19 protein-coding genes are annotated in these 19,456 nt (G+C 52.0%); 4 read left to right on the top strand and 15 right to left on the bottom strand.

Annotated features, from left to right (window positions below):
- Positions 1-354: 354 nt before the first annotated feature.
- From DZC79_RS11215 to DZC79_RS11265, 11 genes are all read right to left on the bottom strand, one after another.
- A complete protein-coding gene (locus DZC79_RS11215; RefSeq protein ID WP_118951677.1) occupies positions 355-1,266 on the bottom strand; it encodes a bestrophin family protein in 912 nt (303 codons plus the stop codon).
- A 35-nt stretch (positions 1,267-1,301) separates the two neighbouring features.
- Positions 1,302-2,798 (bottom strand): APC family permease, encoded by a 1,497-nt coding sequence (locus DZC79_RS11220; RefSeq protein ID WP_118951678.1) that lies wholly within the window; start codon positions 2,796-2,798, stop codon positions 1,302-1,304.
- 139 nt (positions 2,799-2,937) lie between these two features.
- Positions 2,938-3,849, bottom strand: a complete 912-nt coding sequence (locus DZC79_RS11225; protein WP_118951679.1) for a bestrophin family protein — start codon at positions 3,847-3,849, stop codon at positions 2,938-2,940.
- A gap of 30 nt (positions 3,850-3,879) precedes the next feature.
- Positions 3,880-4,365 (bottom strand): hypothetical protein, encoded by a 486-nt coding sequence (locus tag DZC79_RS11230; protein WP_118951680.1) that lies wholly within the window; start codon positions 4,363-4,365, stop codon positions 3,880-3,882.
- Positions 4,366-4,500: 135 nt separating this feature from the next.
- A complete protein-coding gene (locus tag DZC79_RS11235; protein WP_118951681.1) occupies positions 4,501-5,892 on the bottom strand; it encodes a HAMP domain-containing sensor histidine kinase in 1,392 nt (463 codons plus the stop codon).
- A 4-nt stretch (positions 5,893-5,896) separates the two neighbouring features.
- A complete protein-coding gene (locus DZC79_RS11240) occupies positions 5,897-6,601 on the bottom strand; it encodes a response regulator transcription factor (protein ID WP_118951682.1) in 705 nt (234 codons plus the stop codon).
- 29 nt (positions 6,602-6,630) lie between these two features.
- Complete coding sequence (locus DZC79_RS11245; RefSeq protein ID WP_118951683.1) at positions 6,631-7,803, bottom strand: class I SAM-dependent rRNA methyltransferase; 1,173 nt, start codon at positions 7,801-7,803, stop codon at positions 6,631-6,633.
- Positions 7,804-7,867: 64 nt separating this feature from the next.
- Positions 7,868-8,497: a YiiX/YebB-like N1pC/P60 family cysteine hydrolase gene (locus DZC79_RS11250; RefSeq protein WP_118951684.1), complete on the bottom strand. Its 630-nt coding sequence runs from the start codon at positions 8,495-8,497 to the stop codon at positions 7,868-7,870.
- 28 nt (positions 8,498-8,525) lie between these two features.
- Positions 8,526-10,349, bottom strand: a complete 1,824-nt coding sequence (locus DZC79_RS11255; protein WP_118951685.1) for a UbiD family decarboxylase — start codon at positions 10,347-10,349, stop codon at positions 8,526-8,528.
- A gap of 52 nt (positions 10,350-10,401) precedes the next feature.
- Positions 10,402-11,283, bottom strand: a complete 882-nt coding sequence (locus tag DZC79_RS11260) for a TraB/GumN family protein (protein ID WP_118951686.1) — start codon at positions 11,281-11,283, stop codon at positions 10,402-10,404.
- Positions 11,284-11,310: 27 nt separating this feature from the next.
- Positions 11,311-12,057: a ZIP family metal transporter gene (locus tag DZC79_RS11265; RefSeq protein ID WP_118951687.1), complete on the bottom strand. Its 747-nt coding sequence runs from the start codon at positions 12,055-12,057 to the stop codon at positions 11,311-11,313.
- Positions 12,058-12,140: 83 nt separating this feature from the next.
- Between DZC79_RS11265 and DZC79_RS11270 the strand changes: the two genes are divergently transcribed.
- The gene (locus DZC79_RS11270) at positions 12,141-12,557 is read left to right on the top strand and encodes a Fur family transcriptional regulator (protein WP_118951688.1); all 417 of its coding nucleotides are present in this window, start codon (positions 12,141-12,143) and stop codon (positions 12,555-12,557) included.
- A gap of 39 nt (positions 12,558-12,596) precedes the next feature.
- On the top strand, positions 12,597-12,878 hold the full coding sequence (locus DZC79_RS11275) for a DUF721 domain-containing protein (RefSeq protein WP_118951689.1): 282 nt from the start codon (positions 12,597-12,599) through the stop codon (positions 12,876-12,878).
- 96 nt (positions 12,879-12,974) lie between these two features.
- Here the strand turns inward: DZC79_RS11275 and DZC79_RS11280 are convergent, their stop codons facing one another.
- Complete coding sequence (locus DZC79_RS11280; protein WP_118951690.1) at positions 12,975-14,345, bottom strand: dipeptidase; 1,371 nt, start codon at positions 14,343-14,345, stop codon at positions 12,975-12,977.
- Positions 14,346-14,492: 147 nt separating this feature from the next.
- Between DZC79_RS11280 and DZC79_RS11285 the strand changes: the two genes are divergently transcribed.
- On the top strand, positions 14,493-14,840 hold the full coding sequence (locus tag DZC79_RS11285; RefSeq protein WP_118951691.1) for a DMT family protein: 348 nt from the start codon (positions 14,493-14,495) through the stop codon (positions 14,838-14,840).
- Between the two features lie 272 nt (positions 14,841-15,112).
- On the opposite strand, the gene DZC79_RS21215 is transcribed toward DZC79_RS11285, so the two are convergent.
- The 3 genes from DZC79_RS21215 to DZC79_RS21220 all read right to left on the bottom strand — a co-directional run bounded on the left by DZC79_RS21215 (position 15,113) and on the right by DZC79_RS21220 (position 16,225).
- Positions 15,113-15,349: a class I lanthipeptide gene (locus tag DZC79_RS21215; RefSeq protein WP_157977080.1), complete on the bottom strand. Its 237-nt coding sequence runs from the start codon at positions 15,347-15,349 to the stop codon at positions 15,113-15,115.
- A 106-nt stretch (positions 15,350-15,455) separates the two neighbouring features.
- Positions 15,456-15,764: a class I lanthipeptide gene (locus DZC79_RS11290; protein WP_118951692.1), complete on the bottom strand. Its 309-nt coding sequence runs from the start codon at positions 15,762-15,764 to the stop codon at positions 15,456-15,458.
- A 203-nt stretch (positions 15,765-15,967) separates the two neighbouring features.
- Positions 15,968-16,225, bottom strand: a complete 258-nt coding sequence (locus DZC79_RS21220; protein WP_157977081.1) for a class I lanthipeptide — start codon at positions 16,223-16,225, stop codon at positions 15,968-15,970.
- Positions 16,226-16,444: 219 nt separating this feature from the next.
- Here DZC79_RS21220 and DZC79_RS11295 point away from each other — a divergent pair, with 219 nt between their 5' ends.
- Positions 16,445-19,381, top strand: a complete 2,937-nt coding sequence (locus DZC79_RS11295; RefSeq protein ID WP_118951693.1) for a M16 family metallopeptidase — start codon at positions 16,445-16,447, stop codon at positions 19,379-19,381.
- Positions 19,382-19,456: the final 75 nt, after the last annotated feature.

Raw genomic sequence — 19,456 nt, forward strand, 5'->3', positions numbered from 1 at the left:
CGCAGCTTGCGCAGCATGCGAAGAGAAGGATCCCAGGTGCATAAAGCAATAGAGATGCTTCCATTGCTTCGCAGATGTCAGCATGACCATGGGATGCTTATAGCCTTGCGCTAACGGTAGACTCCCTATTGTCATCCTGATCGCAGCTTACGCAGCCATGCGAAGAGAAGGATCTCATCTTTATTGTCATGTTCAATTGAGATGCTTCGGTTGCTGCGCAGACCTCAGCATGACAACGGTATGTTTATAGTTAAGCATCGCTCCATCCGTAAATTTCCCTTTCATCCTGAACCAAAGCTTGCGCAGCATGCGGAGGGAAGTTTCTCGTCTTCATTCAACACATTGACACATCTATTAAAGGATATACTCATCATTCACGGGCTTTACCGGCTCCGGTATATTCACTTCCTTCAGCATCTGCAGCAGGTTGATCTCGATGGTGCGTGTGATCTGGTTTAGTGGCACCGAAGCAGAATTGTTGGTAAAGGGATTGAGCAAAGTCATACCGTTGATCTGGGTCGAGATAAAGACAAAGCCGATGAGCCAGCTCATGAAAATAGCCCATATGCCCATCGGCGCGCTCAGCACCAGCGCTACCGACACCACGAACAGCCAGATGAACACTTTGGTAAAATAATTATAAGTGGTAGGGAATACGGTGTGCTTGATCCGCTCGGCCATGCCCATCGAGTCGGTAAGCTTTATCAGCAGGCTATCCAGCTGCAGGTAACGGTAGCCATCAATATGCCCTTTGTCCATCAATTCATTCAGTTCCCGCGATTGAAGCACCAGTATAGCATTGTGGATATTACTGTGCTTAGAAACCTCCGCCACTTCCTCCCCGTTCAGGTAATTTTTATAGGTAGGATCATCTATGCCGCGCAACGCGGCTTTCAGCGCGTACAGGAAGCCGATGTGCCGGGTAATCATGCGGCCATGTATCGCCAGCTTTTCCTGCTCCGACAGGTTATTGAGCTGTATATAGCTGATCACGTTCCTTGCCCAGGAGCGGGAATCGTTGACTAAAGCGCCCCATATTTTCCGGCCCTCCCACCAGCGATCGTAAGCCTGGTTGTTGTTGAAACCGATAAAGAAAGCGATCGCCGTACCCAACACTGTAGGCACCAGCGTCGGTATCTCGAGATGATACCGGATGAGGCGATCGTGGACCAGGTAGGCAGTCGTGCTGGAAATGATCATCAGCAGATCGACCTGCCAGGTGTTTTTCAGTATTCTGCTGAGCCGGATATTCTGTGCGATATGCATAACAGTGGTAAGAACAGCTGGGAATAAAAATTGTTTCAGGAAGCCGCCTGCCCGCTATGCTGCCGCCTGAGCAGGAAATAGATGGGTATACCGATGAGCACAATAATAAGACCGGGCCAGGTAAACTGCGGCTTGAACCAAATGAGCAGCAGGCAGAAGCTGATGCCCAATAGTATGTATAGTGCCGGTAGCAAGGGATAGCCGAAAGCCCTGTATGGCCGCTCCGCACCGGGCAACCGCTTCCGCAGGATAAAGACACCGGCAATGGTGAGCACGTAGAAAATCACGACAACGAAAGAGATCATATCGAGCAGGTCGCCGTACTTTCCGCTCAGGCAAAGAATGGCGGCCACGACGCATTGCGCCCAAAGCGCCCATTCCGGCACGCCATGCCTGTTCAGCCGGCCCGCTTTTTTAAAGAACAGCCCATCCTGGGCCATGGTATAATACACCCTGGAACCGGCCAGGATAAGGCCGTTATCACAGCCGAAGGTCGATACCATGATCATGATCGCGATAATGGCCGTGCCCAAGCCGCCGAAGATCTCCGTCGAGGCCGCTACCGCCACCCTGTCCTTTGTGGCATGGGCGATCTGGTCCATAGGCAACACCGCCAGGTACACCAGGTTGGCCGATACATAGATCACGGTAACGATGAGCGTGCCCAGGAATAGGCTCAAACCGATATTGCGCTGGGGATTCTTCATCTCGCCCGCAATAAAGGTTACATTGTTCCAGGCATCGCTGCTGAACACCGAACCCACCATGGCCGCAGCAATACCGCCCAGCAGGGCCGCGCCTGATATAGGCGTTACGGTAAAGCCCGCTGAAGGATTGCAGCTATCGATCAGGCTGGCCTTGGTTGCCGTCCAGGCCGCGCTCCAGTTGGCATGCCATATTTCGGGCCGGAACATAATAAAGCCGGCGATGATGAGACCGAAGAGCGACAGCAGCTTGGTGGAGGTAAAGATATTCTGGATCCATTTACCGCCCTTCACGCCTTTGGTGTTGGTATAGGTAAGCAGCGCGATCACGGCTATGGACACCAGCTGTGCCGTGCTGACGGAAAAATAGGTAGGCTGCCCGCAGCTGTCGGTGCCGGTTTGCAGCTGTAGCAGCTTAATATCCTCGCTCAGCTGGGGAATAAGATAGGCAGCAAATTTAGAGAAGGCCACCCCTACCGCGGCAATAGTCCCCGTCTGGATCACGGCAAAGAAGCTCCAGCCGTATAAAAAAGCGATGAGCTTGTTGTACGCTTCTTTAAGATAGACATATTGTCCGCCCGCCCTTGGATACATGCCGCTCAGCTCGCCGTAGCTGATGGCAGCGGTCATGGTCATCAGGCCCGTGATCAGCCATACGGCGATCAGCCAACCAGCGCCGCCCACATTGCGGGTAATATCGGCGCTAACAATAAAGATCCCTGATCCGATCATGGAGCCTGCTACCAGCAGCACACCGTCGATCAGGCTCAGGGAGCGTTTAAAATGGCCCTGTTCAGCAGGTCCGGTCGGAGTGGTTTGTTCAGCCATCTATGGTTTATTTCGGCTCAATATCCGAAAAAATCATTGAATATTTTCCAGCATAATTTGTGAAAAAGAAAAACCGGTTTGTAGACACAAACCGGCCACCCATGCTGGCGCTTGCCAACGCCATTACAAAACATACTACTTATAAAACGTAAAACTGCTCGGCCCTGTTCTCAACGGCATGGCTCAGGTTATGCTGGCGCAGCACCTGGCCCAGGTCCCGTTCTATGGTCTGGGCGATTGTGGTTACCGGGGTATCCGTAGGCCTGTTCTCGAAAGGATCCTGCAGGTGTACGGACATCTTTTCGATCAGCCAGAAGGCGGAAGCGATCGCCGTGACCAGCGGTATCATCAGCCAGCCAAAATATTCGATCAGGGCAAAGGGCAGCAACATGATGAACAGGTTCATCGACAGGTGCAGGTAAAGCCCGTAGGTAGAAGGAAATACGGTCTTCTTGATCCGTTCGCATTTACCCATATGATCGGAAAAAGCAGTCAACGTACGATCGAGCTCCACATGCTGGTACGCATTGATCCAGCCGTTGTCGAGCGCATATTTGATATCACGGGCCTGCAGCTCCAGCAGGGCCATGGGCGTGCTGCTGTAACGGGCGATAAAATCCAGGTCATTCTGATGCAGCCATTTCCCGAGCTGCTTCTCATCGGGCTGATTGCGCAAGGCCCTGCCCAGACAGTGCGCCCAGGCGATCTGCCGGTTGATGAGCCGCTGTTCCAGCTCCGCCTTCTCATCATCATCGTAGCCGTTGTCGATATAGGAAACCACCTGGCGGGACCAGGAACGGGAATCGTTCACGATGCCCCCCCAAACGATACGGGCTTCCCACCAGCGGTCATAAGCCTGGTTGGCCCTGAAGGCCAGCAGCAGGGAAATAATAGTACCCAGGATCATCGGTACGGATACGGGTATGGAAACATTGAGGTGCAAGGCATATTGCAGCAGGCAGATGATCGTTACATACAACGTGATCATAAACACCTCTCTCCGGATGCCGCTGAATATATAGCGGAAGGGAATATTGTCTTTCAGTAACATGATTCAGTCTTTTTTGTCGTTCATTCAGGCTCAGGCAGGCAGCAGCTCCGAAAGCGATGCTTCGCCGGCCAGTGTTCTCTGTGCGGCGGTCTGCAGAGATTCTTCAAACACAGGACAGCCGCTGTTCCTTAGCTCGGGGTAAAGGTCGCGGCCGGCTTTCGATGGCGGCTGCAGGGTATAATCTTTCGCCAGCAGGATAGCATCTATATTACGGGCTTCCAGGAAGTGCTTCAGGTAGCTTTTGGTGCCGCCGTAATAAAACTCTATGCGCACCTTTTTCAGCACGGAGGCATATTTATTCTGCAGCACTTCACAAGCTTCAGTAAACTCCTGCGTGTACAGCTGGTGTACGGCAAGGCGCTTGTTCAGCATCAGCAATCCCGAGATCGAATTATCCGGCTTCAGGGCATGTACCAGTATCACCTGCAGCGGCTCACCGGGAAAACGTTCAACGGCTGCTTTGACCAACTTCAGGGATTTTATGGAAAAATCGGTGGGAATCAGGATATTCTTCATGTTCAAAAAGTTTAGCGGACAGCAAATACTTAATGTTCAGGGCAAAGATGCGACGGCCATATTAGCAGGGGCTAACAATGCCGTAAGAATACCTTAAAAAAAGAATTAGAATGCCATTAGAAGATTAGAATGGCATTAATGACGTTGACTTTTATCAACAGGAAGCATCACCTGTACTTCGGTGCCATGATCGACCTCTGAAGTTACCTGGAGCTCTCCGCTATGCAGGCGGATGATGTTCCGCGCCAGCGGCAGACCGATACCATAGCCTTTGACCACGCCGGTATTCGAGGCCCTGAAGAAGGGATCATATATATAACGCAGCTCGTCGGCGGGGATGCCGATACCCTGGTCTTTAACGATAATATACAGCCTGGCGCTGCCCGAAGCAATGGCCACCGTCACTTCTTTGTTGCCAGAATATTTACAGGCATTGAGCATGATATTGGTGAGCGCCAGCACCAGCAGGTTTTCATTCCCTTTGATCTGCAGCTGCTCCTCGTTCTCCGGCATCAGCGTATAATCTATCTTAACGCGGCTTTCGGGATAGATGCGGGCTACGGCATTTTTGGCCGTCAGCACCACTTCATCGGCACGCAGGCTCTCCAGGCTTTGCTTCTTGCCGTCGAAGCCGGTCTGGGCAAGGCTCAGCAGGCTTTGGATGATGGCCTTCAGCCGTTCTGCCTCTTTGAGAATGATCGCCATCGCCTCGCGGTACCGCTCGGGGCTGCGTTCCTTTTGCAGGGCCAGCTCCGCCTCGCCGATGATCGAAGTGAGCGGTGTGCTGAGCTCGTGGGAAGCATTGCTGACAAAATTATTCTGTGACTCGAAAGAGGTTTCGAGGCGGTCCAGCATATTGTTGAATGTACGTGCCAGATCGCTTACTTCATCGTTGTCGCGGCCTACATTGAGCCTCAGGTGCAGGTTTTCGGTATTGATGTCCTGTACGCTGCGGGTCATTTTCCGGATGGGCAGGAAGATCCGCTTGGAGAAGAACCATCCCAGGGCAAAGATGAGCATGGTCGACAGGACAAAGCCGGTCAGCAGGATACGGCGCAGGTTGGTAAGCTGGTTCCGGATGTATTCATTCTGGGCCGATACGACAACAACGATCCGCTTGCCGTTTTGCCGGTGCAGGATACCGGCATAATAGACATGCTCCTTCTTATATTCGGCCTTGTCGTCCTGGAGCAGGTTATCGTAAAAATAGCCGGGCAGGGAAAGCCCGGGGATCGCTACATTTCCGGAATCTTTGCCGATCTCACGGAAATATTCCTTTTCATGGGGCAGCTTCTCCAGGTATTCGTTACGCAGGTCGTTGATGAGGTCGCTGGTGCCGGCATTCTGCGGGAAATTGGCCTGGGCCACCATTACCGCCCGTATATCCAGCCGCTTATAGAAATCCTCTGCCGAGAGACGCTGCGCAAAATAATATACCAGCACGCTGAGCAGCAGGATAATGGCCCCGGTAAGCATGGTGTACAGGAGCGTAATCTTCAGCTGTGTCTTTATACCCGGCCAATGCATAGCTTTACTGAATCTTCAGCACATAGCCCATCCCCACTACCGTGTGAATGAGCTTGGGTTCAAAATCCTTATCGATTTTCTTGCGCAGATAGTTGATGTATACGTCGACCACATTAGTGTTCATATTGAAATCTACGCCCCATACATATTCCAGGATATCCATGCGGCTCAGCACGCGGTTACGGTTGCGCAGCAGGTACTCGGCCAGCCGGAACTCTGTAGCGGTGAGCTGCAGCTCTTTTCCCGCGCGGGTCACGATCTTGGTATCGGTATTGAGCTCCAGGTCGCTCAGCGAGATCACCTTATCATTCACGGCTCCATCCTCGATAAGCCCCATTTTGCGCCGGAACAGCGTACGCAAACGGGCCAGCAGCTCGGCAAAGTTGAAGGGTTTGACCAGGTAGTCGTCGGCACCGCTATCGAGGCCGGTAACGATATTTTCTGTGGACCCCAGCGCGGTAAGCATCAATATGGGCGCAACAAAATTCTGTTCCCTGAGATTCCTGCAGATCTCAATGCCGTTCATACCCGGCAGCATGATATCTACTATGAGGGCGTCAAAATAATGTCTGGTTGCCATTTCAAAGCCCGAGCGGCCGTCCATGGCAACCGAAATCTCATGACCTTCCTCTTCGAGGCCACGCTTCAGCAGGTTAACCACAGCGGCTTCGTCTTCGATCAGCAGGATCTTCTTAGGGCTATTGGGCATAGATGATGATAAAAGAATAAGGCCTACCCTCAGCTCACTTCAACGATAAGGAACTTCAGGTATTGTGTATTGGGTACATTCCAGAGAATGGGATGATCGGCCGCCTGGGTTTGCCAGCTTACCTGGCGTATGGTTTTGCGGGCATCTTTGGCGGCCATGTCCACCGTTTTCAGGAACAGCTCCGGAGGTACCAGGTTGGTACAGGAAGCGGTTACCAGGAAGCCGCCGGGCTTCAACAATTTCATGCCCCTAAGGTTGATCTCCTTGTACCCGGTCACTGCTTTCTGTATGTTTTCCCGGCTCTTGGTAAAGGCCGGCGGGTCAAGGATCACGGTGTCGTATCGACGCCCGTCCTTTACCCATTGCTTCAGCACATCGAAAGCATTTACGTTCTCGAATTTACAGATATCCTGGAAGCCGTTGAGCTCCGCATTGCGGCGTGCCGTGCTGATTGCCGTGTCGGAAATATCCAGTCCCAGCACGCTTTTGGCGCCATATTTCGCGGCATGCATGGAGAAAGTGCCGGTATAGCAGAAGGCCTCGAGCACATCGCCGCCGGCCACCACCTGTCCTATTGCGCGGCGGTTATCCTGCTGATCCAGGAAATAGCCTGTCTTCTGACCGTTCTCTATATCTACGTGAAATTTCAGGCCATTCTCATTAATGATAATATTAGTATCGAAAGGATCAGTCAGGAAGCCTTTCTGCTGCTGCATACCTTCCAGCTCGCGCACGGGCACGTCGTTCCGTTCGTAAATCCCTTTAGGCTTGAAGATCGCCTGTAAAGCCGCAACTATAGCTCCTTTCCAGCGTTCGATGCCGAGCGCCAGGGTCTGGATCACGATATAGTCGTTGAATTTATCGATGATAAGAGCCGGCAGCTCATCGGCTTCGCCGAAAATAAGCCGGCAATTCTCAGTATAGCCCAGCTTCTTGCGGTAATCCCAGGCCTTTTGTATCCGGTTCAGGAAAAAAGCATCGTTGATCTCTTCCTGCTGGTTGCGGGTCAGCAGCCGCACCTTGATCTGTGAAGCAGGATTGATATAGCCGCGGCCCACAAAGGAGCCGTTTGAAGAAAACACGTCGACAATATCGCCTGGTTCGTACTGTCCTTCCTCGTCGCCGATCTCATTACCAAAAATCCAGGGATGTCCGTCTGCAATGCGGGAACTGATCTTCTTTCTCAGAAAAATTTTCGCCATGCGGCAAATATACGCTGAACCTTTGGAATCACCCCCGGATCAACCGCAAGCCTGCCGAACAAGCTCAGATCGTCCCTGCGATCGTTATTTTATCCGAACGGGAAAGCCCGCCGGGATTGCATCCGGGCTTACCTTCCGGTATTTCCACCTTCAGCTGATGGTAATATTTTATCCATACAGGGAAATAGTCACCCGAGCCGGGCTGCTTGAAAGTCATCGGTTCCAGCCGGAAAAAGGGCTTGCTTTTATTGGCATATTTAAACGCGTCGTAGATCAATTCGGAGCAATAATATTTGCCATTATTGTATAAAAAAGCGTCGTCGTAAGGTTTGCCCATTTGTTTTTTGGCGAACACCACCGCTTTTCCCGCCAGCTTTTTGTAAGCCGGTTTCACCCGGCCCACGTACATTTTATGCTTCGTTCTGCGGGTAAAAGCTTCCAGCGGGATCGTTTGTACCCCCTGGCCGAGGGCTTCGATCACCATCACACTATCCCCTTCCCTGCTTACCAGGCCGACGTGGGAAAAGGCTTTGCCTTCGTATCCCTGCGTCACGGCTTCTATCGCATCGCACATTTCGCCGCAGTCGAGATCCTGGAAGATGAGGTCGCCCGTTTGCCAGGCGAAGTCTTTACCGGATTGTGCTGAAACAGGCATGACCCACACAATCAGGGCTAAAAAAAGCAATGTTTTCATCGGGCAAAGATAGGGCGAAGGCTTCTATTTACTTAAATATCCGTTCCATCAGGCGGTCGACCCGCGCTTCCACTGCCGGATCAGGGACCAGGGGCGGCGCGTGATGCGGTTTGATACGCGCATCGATCACCAGGGGGCCATGGCAGCCCCAATGCTTGTATTCGATGAAGCTATCGATACCGTACAGATCATGCGAAGGATTACAACGGGTAAAAGTGGCCCAGAGAAAATTATTCAGCTGCTGCGCCAGGAAAGCCGGCTCGTCGGCGATCACGATCAGGGGCAGCGACGGCAGTGCCTCTACGGTGGTTTGCTGCAGCAAACGGTCGTTCAGCCGGGCCATTTCAGCTGCTGCCTGCTCATAAGTAGTAAACGGCGCTGTCTTCAAAGCCAGCACGCCGGGCAATACGATCCGGGCTTCCGAAAAGCCGTCAAGCTGATGAAAGGCGGCTGGTATTTCTGCTGCAAGCGTGCGCCGGCGGTCGCCATAAGCGGCGAAGACCACCTTGCTGCCGCTATTAAGCCCCGTACCGGAATAGTCGAGGGTATCGATGGTGGTATGGGTATGAAAATGAATATCGCGCTTCAGGTCTATCCTTTCCAGCATATGCTTCAGGAAGGCGGCCTCATCATGTGTATCGAGCGCCTGTCCGTCTTCTGCCGTGATGAAAAGGAATTTGGCCAGGCTCAGCTGGCCTGTGCCCAGTATGCGGTTGGCCAGGGTGAGTATCTCCGCCGGCCGCTTCTGCTGCAGGTAAGGCGTATAGCGCTCGCTGCCGATGGCAAACAACAGGGGATGCACACCCGCTGCATCAACCGCATGCACCTCCTGTACGCCCGGTATCTCCTGTTTTATGGCGTCTCCTGTCAGCTCATGGATCAAGGCACCGAAAGCGGTATCCTCCTGAGGCGGACGGCCCACTACGGTAAAATTCCAGATCGCATTTTTGCGGGCATACACTTTATGCACCCGCATCAGCGGAAAAGGATGCTTCAGGCTGTAATAGCCGAGGTGATCGCCGAAAGGCCCCTCCGGCTTATTTTCCCCGGGATGTACTTCTCCGGTGATCACGAAGTCGGCATCGTTGCTGATAGCAAAGCCCTGCTCGTAGCTATAGCGAAAGCGGCGTCCCGCCAGCATTCCGGCAAAGGTCAGCTCACTCAGGCCTTCCGGTAGCGGCATTACCGCAGCCAGCGTATGGGCCGGATGGCCGCCCACAAAACAGCTCACTTTCAGCGGCACGCCTTTGGCGTTGGCTTTGGCCTGGTGCACACCGATGCCGCGATGGATCTGGTAGTGCAAGCCTATTTCCTGGTTGGGAATATAGTCGTTGCCATTCAGCTGGATACGGTACATACCCAGGTTGGCATTCATGATGCCCGGTTTGTCCACATCTTCGGTATAGACCTGCGGCAGCGTTACAAAAGCACCGCCATCCATAGGCCAGTGGTGGATCAGCGGCAGCTCATCGATGCTGATCTCTTCGAAAGTACTGCCGGGAAAGGCTTTCTTTGCCGGCAGGGCTTTCAGTGCGGCCAGGCCGGTACCGATATTTTTAAACGGCTTCTTCAACGCGGCCATAGGATCATTGCGCAGAGCAATGACCTGCTCGACCGCTTTCCAGGTATCCCTGAAGATAAAGCGGCTGCGCTCCACCGTGCCAAATAGATTGGACGCCGCCCGGAAGCGGGAGCCTTTTACTTTATTGAACAGCAAGGCAGGTCCTTTGAGCGCATGCATCCTCAGGTGCAATGCCGCCATTTCCAGGTAGGGATCAACTTCTTCCTCTATCCTGACCAGGTGGCCGTTTTTCTCCAGGTCGTTCAGGCATTGCTCCAGGCTACGGTACATATTCAGTCTTGTTTCTTTTAAGGTAACTTAGGGATAATGGACGATGAGCAAGCTACTGTATGGGCTCTACGGTATAACCCTGCCGGCGCAGCAACGCAATCACGCCCTTGTCTCCCCAGAGGTGCGCTGCGCCCACCGCTACGAATACAGACTGTGTTTTGGCCATCTGCGCAATAGCCGGCGCCCATTTCTCATTCCGGTCGAATAAAAGGGCGTTCAGATCATCTCTATAGTCGGGTGATTCGATAATCAGTTGGTACAAGCTGGGCAAGTCCTGCTTTTTATAGACCGACAGCATCTGCGCATAAGTCGCACGGAACGAGTCCAGGTCGCTGGCAATACGCAATACCGCCTTGGCAATGGTATCCACATTCATCGCTTCAATTACTTTTATCTGCTCATCGGCAGTCTCCAGCCCGACAACTTCTTTCTTCTGCGCCAATGCCAGCTTGGTGATATTGCCCTCATACGAATCTGGTACGGTACAGGTAATCGCCTTCAGGTACAGGAAGCTCACCAGGGCAAAAGGACTGAAGCCCTGCATCATCTGGATGGGTATCTGGTTCTGTGCAGCAATATCGGTCAGCTGCTTGTACTCCTCTTCGGTATAAAAGTCTTTAAGCGTCCTGCCGTCCTTCAGCATCAGGCCGGCCGTTACACTGCTTTGCAGGGAAGGATCGTCCATGTCCATTTCGAATACAGCCTTTTTACTGGCGCTAAAAGCTTTCTGCATCGCCGGCGTCCACAAATAATCGGAAGGACAGATAATATGCAGCGTTCCGAAAAGATAGGAAGCCTGCTTCAGGTCCTTACCGCTGATCTTCCACAGCAGCGATTGATTGCCGGTCGCAGGTTTTGTTTTAGCCTTCTGCGCATAAACAAAGGTCACGCCGAGGAACAGGGTGCAGCAGAGCAGGATCAGGTTTTTATGCATAAAGTCGGTTTGCGGTAAAATTAAACATTATCCCGGATGCCCGTCAGCCAGTGTCAATACCGCTAAGCCGATGCCGGCCAGCAGTGCGGTCCATTTCTTCCAGTTCATGTCGTGAGAACGGGTGCCGCTTTCAAATAATATGGTGGTTGAAATATGGATAAAGGCGCCGGCGATAACGGGAATGCACCTTTCCACAAAAGTGTCAATGGCCTGGAAGCGCTCTCCCAGCAAGGCTGTGAGCAGGGCCGCCAGGGGCGTGATCATGGCAAAGATCACCAAAGCGCTACCTGCTTTCGCCCGATTATGCGTACTGAAATAGACCAGGGACGTGATGAGCATCGCCTCCGGCAGCTTATGGAAAGCGATTGCCAGGAACAGGGAAGGTAATGTAGCGGCATCGCCATAAGTAATACCCAGGGGCAAGCCCTCGCTGAAGGCATGGACGGCAAGACCGGCAAACACCGGTAATACCGGCACATGATGATGGTGGTCGCCGCCCGAATGAATATGCCCGTGCTCTACCCCATGCGTAATGCGCTGCACTACCTGCTGCAGAAAGAAGCCCGCAAGGATAAGCAAGCCGCCGCTGCGCCCATGCCCCGAATGTTCCAGGGTTTCCGGCACCAGGTGCAGCAGGGTAATGCTGAGCAGAAAAGCTCCGGAAAAGGCGAGCAGGTACTTCATCCGCTGCTCGTTCCAGCCGCGGTTCCACAGAGGCATGCTGCCGCCGGCCAGGGTGATCAGGAACAGGACAAAGCTGTATAAATAAAACATCGGAGATCAAATGGACGGCAAAACTACATCATTTCACAACACAACGCAACAGAGTTGCATTTAAATTCCTTATCTTTGCATTTATGAAAGGTGTAGAAGAAATATTGCAACAACATAGCCTGAAGAATACAAAGTTACGTAAGGCCGTGTTATCGGTATTGATGCGTTCAGACAAGGGGCTTTCGCACCAGGACCTGTCCAGGTCCCTGGAGGTCGATTTTGACCGTGTCACGCTTTTTCGTACCCTGCATGTTTTCGAAGAATCGGGCATCCTGCACAAGATCATGGACCCGCATGGCATTGCCAAATATGCCTACACAGCTAAGCCCGTTACGGGCAAGCATTGCCATGCCCACTTTATCTGCCTGGAATGCGGGCAGGTCTTTTGTCTTGACGAAGAATTCCCGCTGGAAGAAGTGAAAGTACCCAAAGGCTTCAGCAAGAAAACAATCGATGTGCAGATCAAAGGCTATTGCAATAAATGTGCTGCGCAATCCTGATGATGCTTACCTTTGCCCTACACCCTAAAAATTTCCCTCATGGCCACTGTAAGTATAGGTGAAGCGCTCAGCAGCTTTCTCAAAAGCGCCCGCTGGCAAAGCCGCATCAACGAGATCCGTATCCAGCGCGAATGGGGCAAGATCATGGGCGCTACCATTGCCCGGTACACCCGCAACGTACAGCTGAGAGAAGGTGTGTTGGTGATCGCTACCGACGTCGCCCCGCTGAAGCAGGAGCTACAGTTCGGCAAGCAGCAGGTCATCAATAATATCAACGAATATTTCGGAGAGAAGGTGGTAACGGATGTGGTGGTGAAGTAATAGCGCTACAGGCCTGTACAGGCTTCTCCAATATTATATTTCGCAAAAAACAGGCCACCTTCCGGGTGGCCTGTTCCATTGATCTATACACAAAGCTTATGCTTTGGTCTCCGCAAAATATTTATGGAAGAAAGGTATGGTCTCGATGCCTTTATAGTAATTGAAGACATCGTATTTTTCGTTGGGAGAATGGATGTTGTCGTTATCCAGCCCGAAGCCCAGCAATACGGTTTTCAGTCCCAGCACGCTTTCAAATAAAGCGACGATAGGAATGCTGCCGCCGCCGCGGGTAGGAATAGGATCTTTACCGAAGGTAGCCTTGATCGCACGGGCCGCCGCCTGGTAGGCAGGAGAATCGGTAGGCGTCACTACCGGCTCACCACCATGGTGAGGGGTTACTTTTACGGTAACACCGGGAGGCGCGATCTTTTTGAAATGGTCGCTGAAGAGGTTGGATATCTCTTTGCTGATCTGGTTCGGCACCAGGCGCATGGAGATCTTGGCATAAGCCTTGGAAGGCAGCACAGTTTTGGCGCCTTCGCCGGTATAGCCGCCCCAGATACCGTTTACATCCAGCGTAGGACGGGTACCGGTACGCTCCAGGGTGGTATAGCCCAGCTCGCCCCATACTTCTTTAACGTCCAGCTCTTTTTTATATTCTTCCAGGTCGAAGGGCGCTTTGTTGAGGTCGTTACGCTCTTCAGCCTTCAGGTCAAGCACTTTGTCGTAGAAGCCGGGGATGGTGATATGATTGTTTTCGTCGTGCAGGGAAGCGATCATTTTGCAGAGCTGGTTGATCGGGTTGGCTACTGCGCCGCCATACACACCGCTGTGCAGGTCGCGGTTGGGGCCGGTTACTTCTACTTCCATATAGGCAAGACCGCGCAGGCCGCTTTCGATGGAAGGATTTTCCATGCTGATCATCGACGTATCGGAAATGAGCACGATATCGGCTTTCAGCTTTTCCACGTTGGCTTCAAGAAATTTGCCCAGGTTGTCAGAGCCTACTTCTTCCTCACCTTCAATCATCATCTTCACGTTGCAGGCCAGGGTATTGGTCTTGTTCATCACCTCAAAAGCTTTGATGTGCATGAACATTTGCCCTTTGTCATCACAAGCGCCGCGGGCATAGATCTTACCGTCCTTGATCACGGGTTCGAAAGGACCGCTGTGCCACAGCTCCAGCGGATCGGCCGGCTGCACGTCGTAGTGCCCGTACACCAGTACGGTAGGCAGCTTGGGATCAATTATTTTTTCACCATAAACGATCGGGTGCCCGGCTGTAGGACAAACTTCGGCTTTGTCGCAGCCAGCGGCCAACATGTGCTGCTTAACGGCCTCTGCGCAACGCGCCACATCTTCTTTATATTTGCTGTCGGCACTTACGGAAGGGATCCGCAACAGTTCCAGCAATTCATCCAGGAAACGGTCTTTGTTGGTTTCAAGATAATCTTTCCAGACTTGCATGAGTTTTACAATTTTAGAGGCTCAAAAGTAAGCGAAATGATTTAATTCTCCCCGAGAGTGTATTATTTTGCATTCGCTGAACAATTGTGCCGGTCTCCGGCGACCTTTAAAAAGCCGGTTGGAACGGCTGCTTATTATCGAACCACTATGCGTACTATTTTTTGCCTTCTGGCCTCCAATTGCTTCATGACCTATGCCTGGTACGGACACCTGAAAAAGGACACCAGCAATATGCCCCTTATCAAGCTGATCCTGATCAGCTGGGGCATTGCTTTTTTCGAATATGTCTTTATGGTACCGGCCAACAACCGCTTCGGTAAGCTGGAAGGCTTCAGCCCTTTCCAGCTGAAGACCATACAGGAGATCGTTTCGCTGACCGTCTTCTTTTTCTTCGCACTATTCTTTTTGAAAGAAGAATTCCGCTGGAATTACCTGGTGGCTTTTCTCTTTATTATCGGCGCAGTGTACTTTATGTTCCTGCCTCAATCCAAATAACCTTATGTTCCTTCCTATCCATCACAGGTTATGCATCCCTGCATCGATTACCTTCCCGGTCTGATGTAGGCCCGACAGCAAGCACAGCAGCCGCTCACAGACGGCAGTAAGAAACACTGCTTCTGGATACTGCAATTCGACAGCAGCTATTACGCCCCAGGAACTGCAGCATTCTGGATAGCACTTTTTGAAATGCACCGATATGCTAATCGTTATACCAAAGAGACCAGCCCGGGCTGGTCTCTTTGGTATAAGCAAACATTCCACCGGGTTTATCCCTGGCAGGAACTACCGGCCACCCAGCACCAGGTATGCTGATGGGTAACACAGCCGGCTGACGGGATTACCGGGCAAATCATTGTTTTGATTACGGGACAGGCAACTGTCTCTGCACAGATGTTTGCCGAGGCGCCGCCCCTGATCGTTTCCTGGCTGCTGCCATCGAGGCTGCTGATGTTCTCTTTGGACAGCAAGAGTTTTTTGTTCAATCCGATTCTGGTCTTTTTCATAAAACAGGTTTAAAGGATAAATAAAAAGAGCAATATTGCTTAAGCGCTTTCGATACGGATGCATAACGGGCCGCCTCTGCAGAGACAGCCCGTTTCCCGGTGGAAATTAATGGATTACTTCCGAGGGACCACCGATGGTCTCTGTCGGGTTACAGGCGATGGAATCGATAGGACAACCGCCATAGGTGATGGGACCGACAACACAGAGGGGTGTGCGGGTCACCTTGATGCATTGCGGTGTGCGGGTAACGCAGACAATGGTCTGCTGGCAGATGATCTGCAGGGACACCTGGCAAATAGTGGCAGTGATAGACGCATCGCCGCCAACGACATTGCCTTGCTGACCGGCATCCAGGTTGGTAATGCGCTCTTTGTTCAGCGCCAGCTTGCCCAGCGCGATCTTTTGCTTTTTCATATGTATCGGGGTTTTAGTGAAAAGGCAAAACTATAGTCTTCAACTGCACGAAACCTGCAGTAGAAGCCGAATTACGTCTTTCCTACCAGTAAATTACGTCTTTCATACTACGCGATTTCCGCAGCTGGTCATTACAAAAAGGATGCACTCAAGAGCGTGCATCCCTTCGGACACATGATGATGTCCGCCTTACCGGTCTTAGGCTAACATCCCGGCGTGATCTGGTAGGAAACACATTCCCTTATATCCATGGTATGACAATTCGCCGGGCACTGCGAGACACAGGAGAGCGCCCGGGACAAGTTGCAATAATTCCGGGATACGGGACAAATAATGGATTGTTCGCAAAGCGCGTCGGTGGCACCTCCCATGACTCCGGGAAGCTGTTCCGGGTTGAGCGGCGCAATACTGTCTTTGCACAGGACCAGCTTTTTGCTGAGCTGAAGGGCTTTCTTTTTCATTGTATAAGGGGTTTGGTGAACAACAAAAATATACATGGCGACTGCATAAGCACTGCACTCCACAGAAAATACGTGTTTTATAGTAGATCTTACCTATTGCCCGTTTCCCCCCTTCCGGGGGATTTTTGATGAATTGGGGTAAAACTTGTCGCAGAACTTGCGGGAAGGCACAATAGCGCTTATTTTTGAGGTTCTGAACAAAATAATTTTTCCCTTATTATGAAGCTATTACGCTCCTTCACCATCGCAGCGGCGCTTACCGCAGGCGTGGTTCACGGATCTTTTGCGCAGCAGAAAACAGAATGGAAGCAGGCCAGCTCCGGCGGCTATTCCTACAAGTATGTAGCGAATGATCCTACCCAATCCCGGTTCTATACCCTGAAAAATGGCCTTACTGTCATCCTGAGCCCCAGCAAGAAAGAACCCAGGATACAAACCTATATCGCGGTAAAAGCAGGCAGTAAGACCGACCCGGCTACCAATACCGGTCTGGCGCACTACCTGGAACATTTGCTGTTCAAGGGTACAGACCGTTATGGCTCGCTCGACTGGAGCAAGGAGAAACCACTGCTCGACCAGATCGACGGCCTGTATGAAAAGTACAATAAGACGACCGATCCCGAGCAGCGTAAAGCCATCTATAAAGATATCGACCGCGTATCGGGCGAAGCAGCCAAGTTTGCGATCGCCAACGAATACGATAAGATGATGGGCGCTATGGGCGCTAAGGGCACCAACGCATTTACCTCTTTCGAGCAGACGGTGTATACCGAAGACGTACCCAGCAATGCCATCAACAAATACCTGGCCGTACAGGCCGAACGTTTCCGTGCTCCGGTACTGCGTATTTTCCATACCGAGCTGGAAGCCGTGTATGAAGAGAAGAACCGCGGACTGGACAACGACGGCCGTAAAGTGTTTGAGAAGATGTTTGCAACCATTTTCCCCAACAATAACTATGGCAAGCAAACCACCATCGGTACTGTAGAGCACCTGAAGAACCCTTCCCTGCTCGAGATCCGCAAATACTTCAACACATACTATGTACCCAACAATATGGGTATTGTTATGTCAGGCGATTTCAATCCCGACCAGGTGATCGCACAGATCGACAAGGACTTTGGCTATATGCAAACCAAGCCGGTACCCGCTTATAAGTTCGATCCCGAGGCGCCGATCACCGCGCCCATTACCGCCGAGGTGACCGGTCCCGATCCCGAAAACATTATGATGGGCTTCCGCTTCCCCGGAGCAGCCTCCAAAGATGCGCAGATGGTAGAGCTGGTCAGCAATATCCTGACCAACGGCGCTGCCGGCCTTATCGACCTGAACCTGGTACAGAAGCAAAAGCTGCTGAGCGCAGGTGGTTTCCCCTATATCCTCAAAGATTACAGCGTGCTGCTGCTGCAGGGACGGCCTACCGAAGGACAGTCGCTGGACGAGGTAAAGAACCTGCTGCTGGCCGAGCTGGATAACCTGAGGAAAGGCAACTTCCCCGACGACCTGATTCCCTCCATTATTAACAATGAGCGTAAGCGCATCATACAGGAGAATGAGAACTACTCCAGCAGGGCCAGCAACCTGATGAGCAACTTTACCGATGAGACCGACTGGAAAGAGAAAGTGGATTATGTAAATGGCCTGAGCAAGATCACCAAGGCCGATATCGTTGCTTTTGCCAACAAATATCTTGGCAATAATTATGTGGCTATTTACAAACGCCAGGGAGAAGACAAGAGCATTGTGAAGGTGGAAAAGCCGCCGATCACCCCGGTTGAGGTGAACCGCGAAGCCCAGTCCGACTTTCTGAAGAAAGTGAATGCGATGCCGGAGAACAAGATCGATCCCGTATGGATCGATTATAAGAAAGACATCCAACGCGCCCGATCCGGGCCTTATGAAGTGCTGGCCGTACAGAACAAAGACAACGCTTTGTTCCGCCTGTACTACCAGTTCGAGACCGGTAGCTGGGCCAATAAGCTGTTGCCCATTGCTGCAGAATACCTGAATTATGTCGGTACCAAAACCAAATCTGCAGAGCAGGTGAGCACCGACTTCTATAAGATCGCCTCTTCCTTTAATGTAGGGGCCGGCGGAGAGACCACCACGATCAGCATCGATGGCCTGCAGGACAATTTCGACAAGGCGGTGACCATGTTCGAAGACCTGCTGCGCAACTGCCAGCCTGATGCAGAAGCCCTGAATGCCTATAAAGCCCGTCTGAAGAAAGCCCGCCTGAACAAGAAGCAGAACAAAGGCGCGATCATGTCAGGCCTGAGGAGCTATGCTATGTACGGCGCACAGAACCCATTCAACAACGAGCTGAGCGATGCCGAGCTGGATGCCCTGAAAGCAGAAGATCTTGTTGCCGTGCTGCACAATCTGGCCGATTACAAGCACCGCATTCTCTATTACGGCCCCAAGACTGCTACCGAGCTGGCCGCCAACATGCAGAAGGTACACCCTGCTCCCGCTGCGCTCAAGGAGCTTCCTGCAGCTAAACATTTCGTGCAGCAGGACCAGGCTAAGTCCCAGGTACTGTTCGCTCACTTTGATATGGTGCAGGCCGAAGTCTTCTGGCTGCGCAATGCCGAGCAGTACAACAGCGCCAAACAGCCTACGATCTCTATGTTCAACGAATACTTCGGTGGCGGTATGGGCTCCATTGTATTCCAGACCATCCGCGAATCCAAGGCCCTGGCCTATTCTACCTACTCCGCATTTTCAACGCCTTCACGTAAAGAGTACCGCAACAGCGTGCTGGCTTACGTAGGTACACAAGCCGACAAGTTCAATGAAGCTGTGGCCGGCATGAACGAACTGCTGCTCACCCTGCCCCAGTCGGACAAGGCGATCGAGAATGCAAAAGAAGGCCTGCGCAAATCGCTGGCTACCGACCGCATTACACAGGACGGCATCCTGTTCAGCTACCTGAGCGCCGAACGCATGGGACGCGACTACGATATCCGTAAGAATACTTATGATGCAGCACCCAAGTTCACTTTTGCCGACCTGAAAAGCTTCCATGACCAGGAAATGAGCCACAAGCCCTTTACCTATTGCATTGTCGCTTCACAGGATAAGCTGAAAGAAGAGGATATGAAGAAGCTGGGCGACTTCAAAAAACTGAGTCTCCAGGAAATATTCGGATATTGATTTTCCGATAAGCGAAGCAGAAATGGCGGTCTTCCGGACCGCCATTTTTTATAATGCGGAAACGAAGCGGTTAAT

Source organism: Taibaiella helva (genome assembly GCF_003545695.1).
GTDB lineage: Bacteria > Bacteroidota > Bacteroidia > Chitinophagales > Chitinophagaceae > Taibaiella > Taibaiella helva.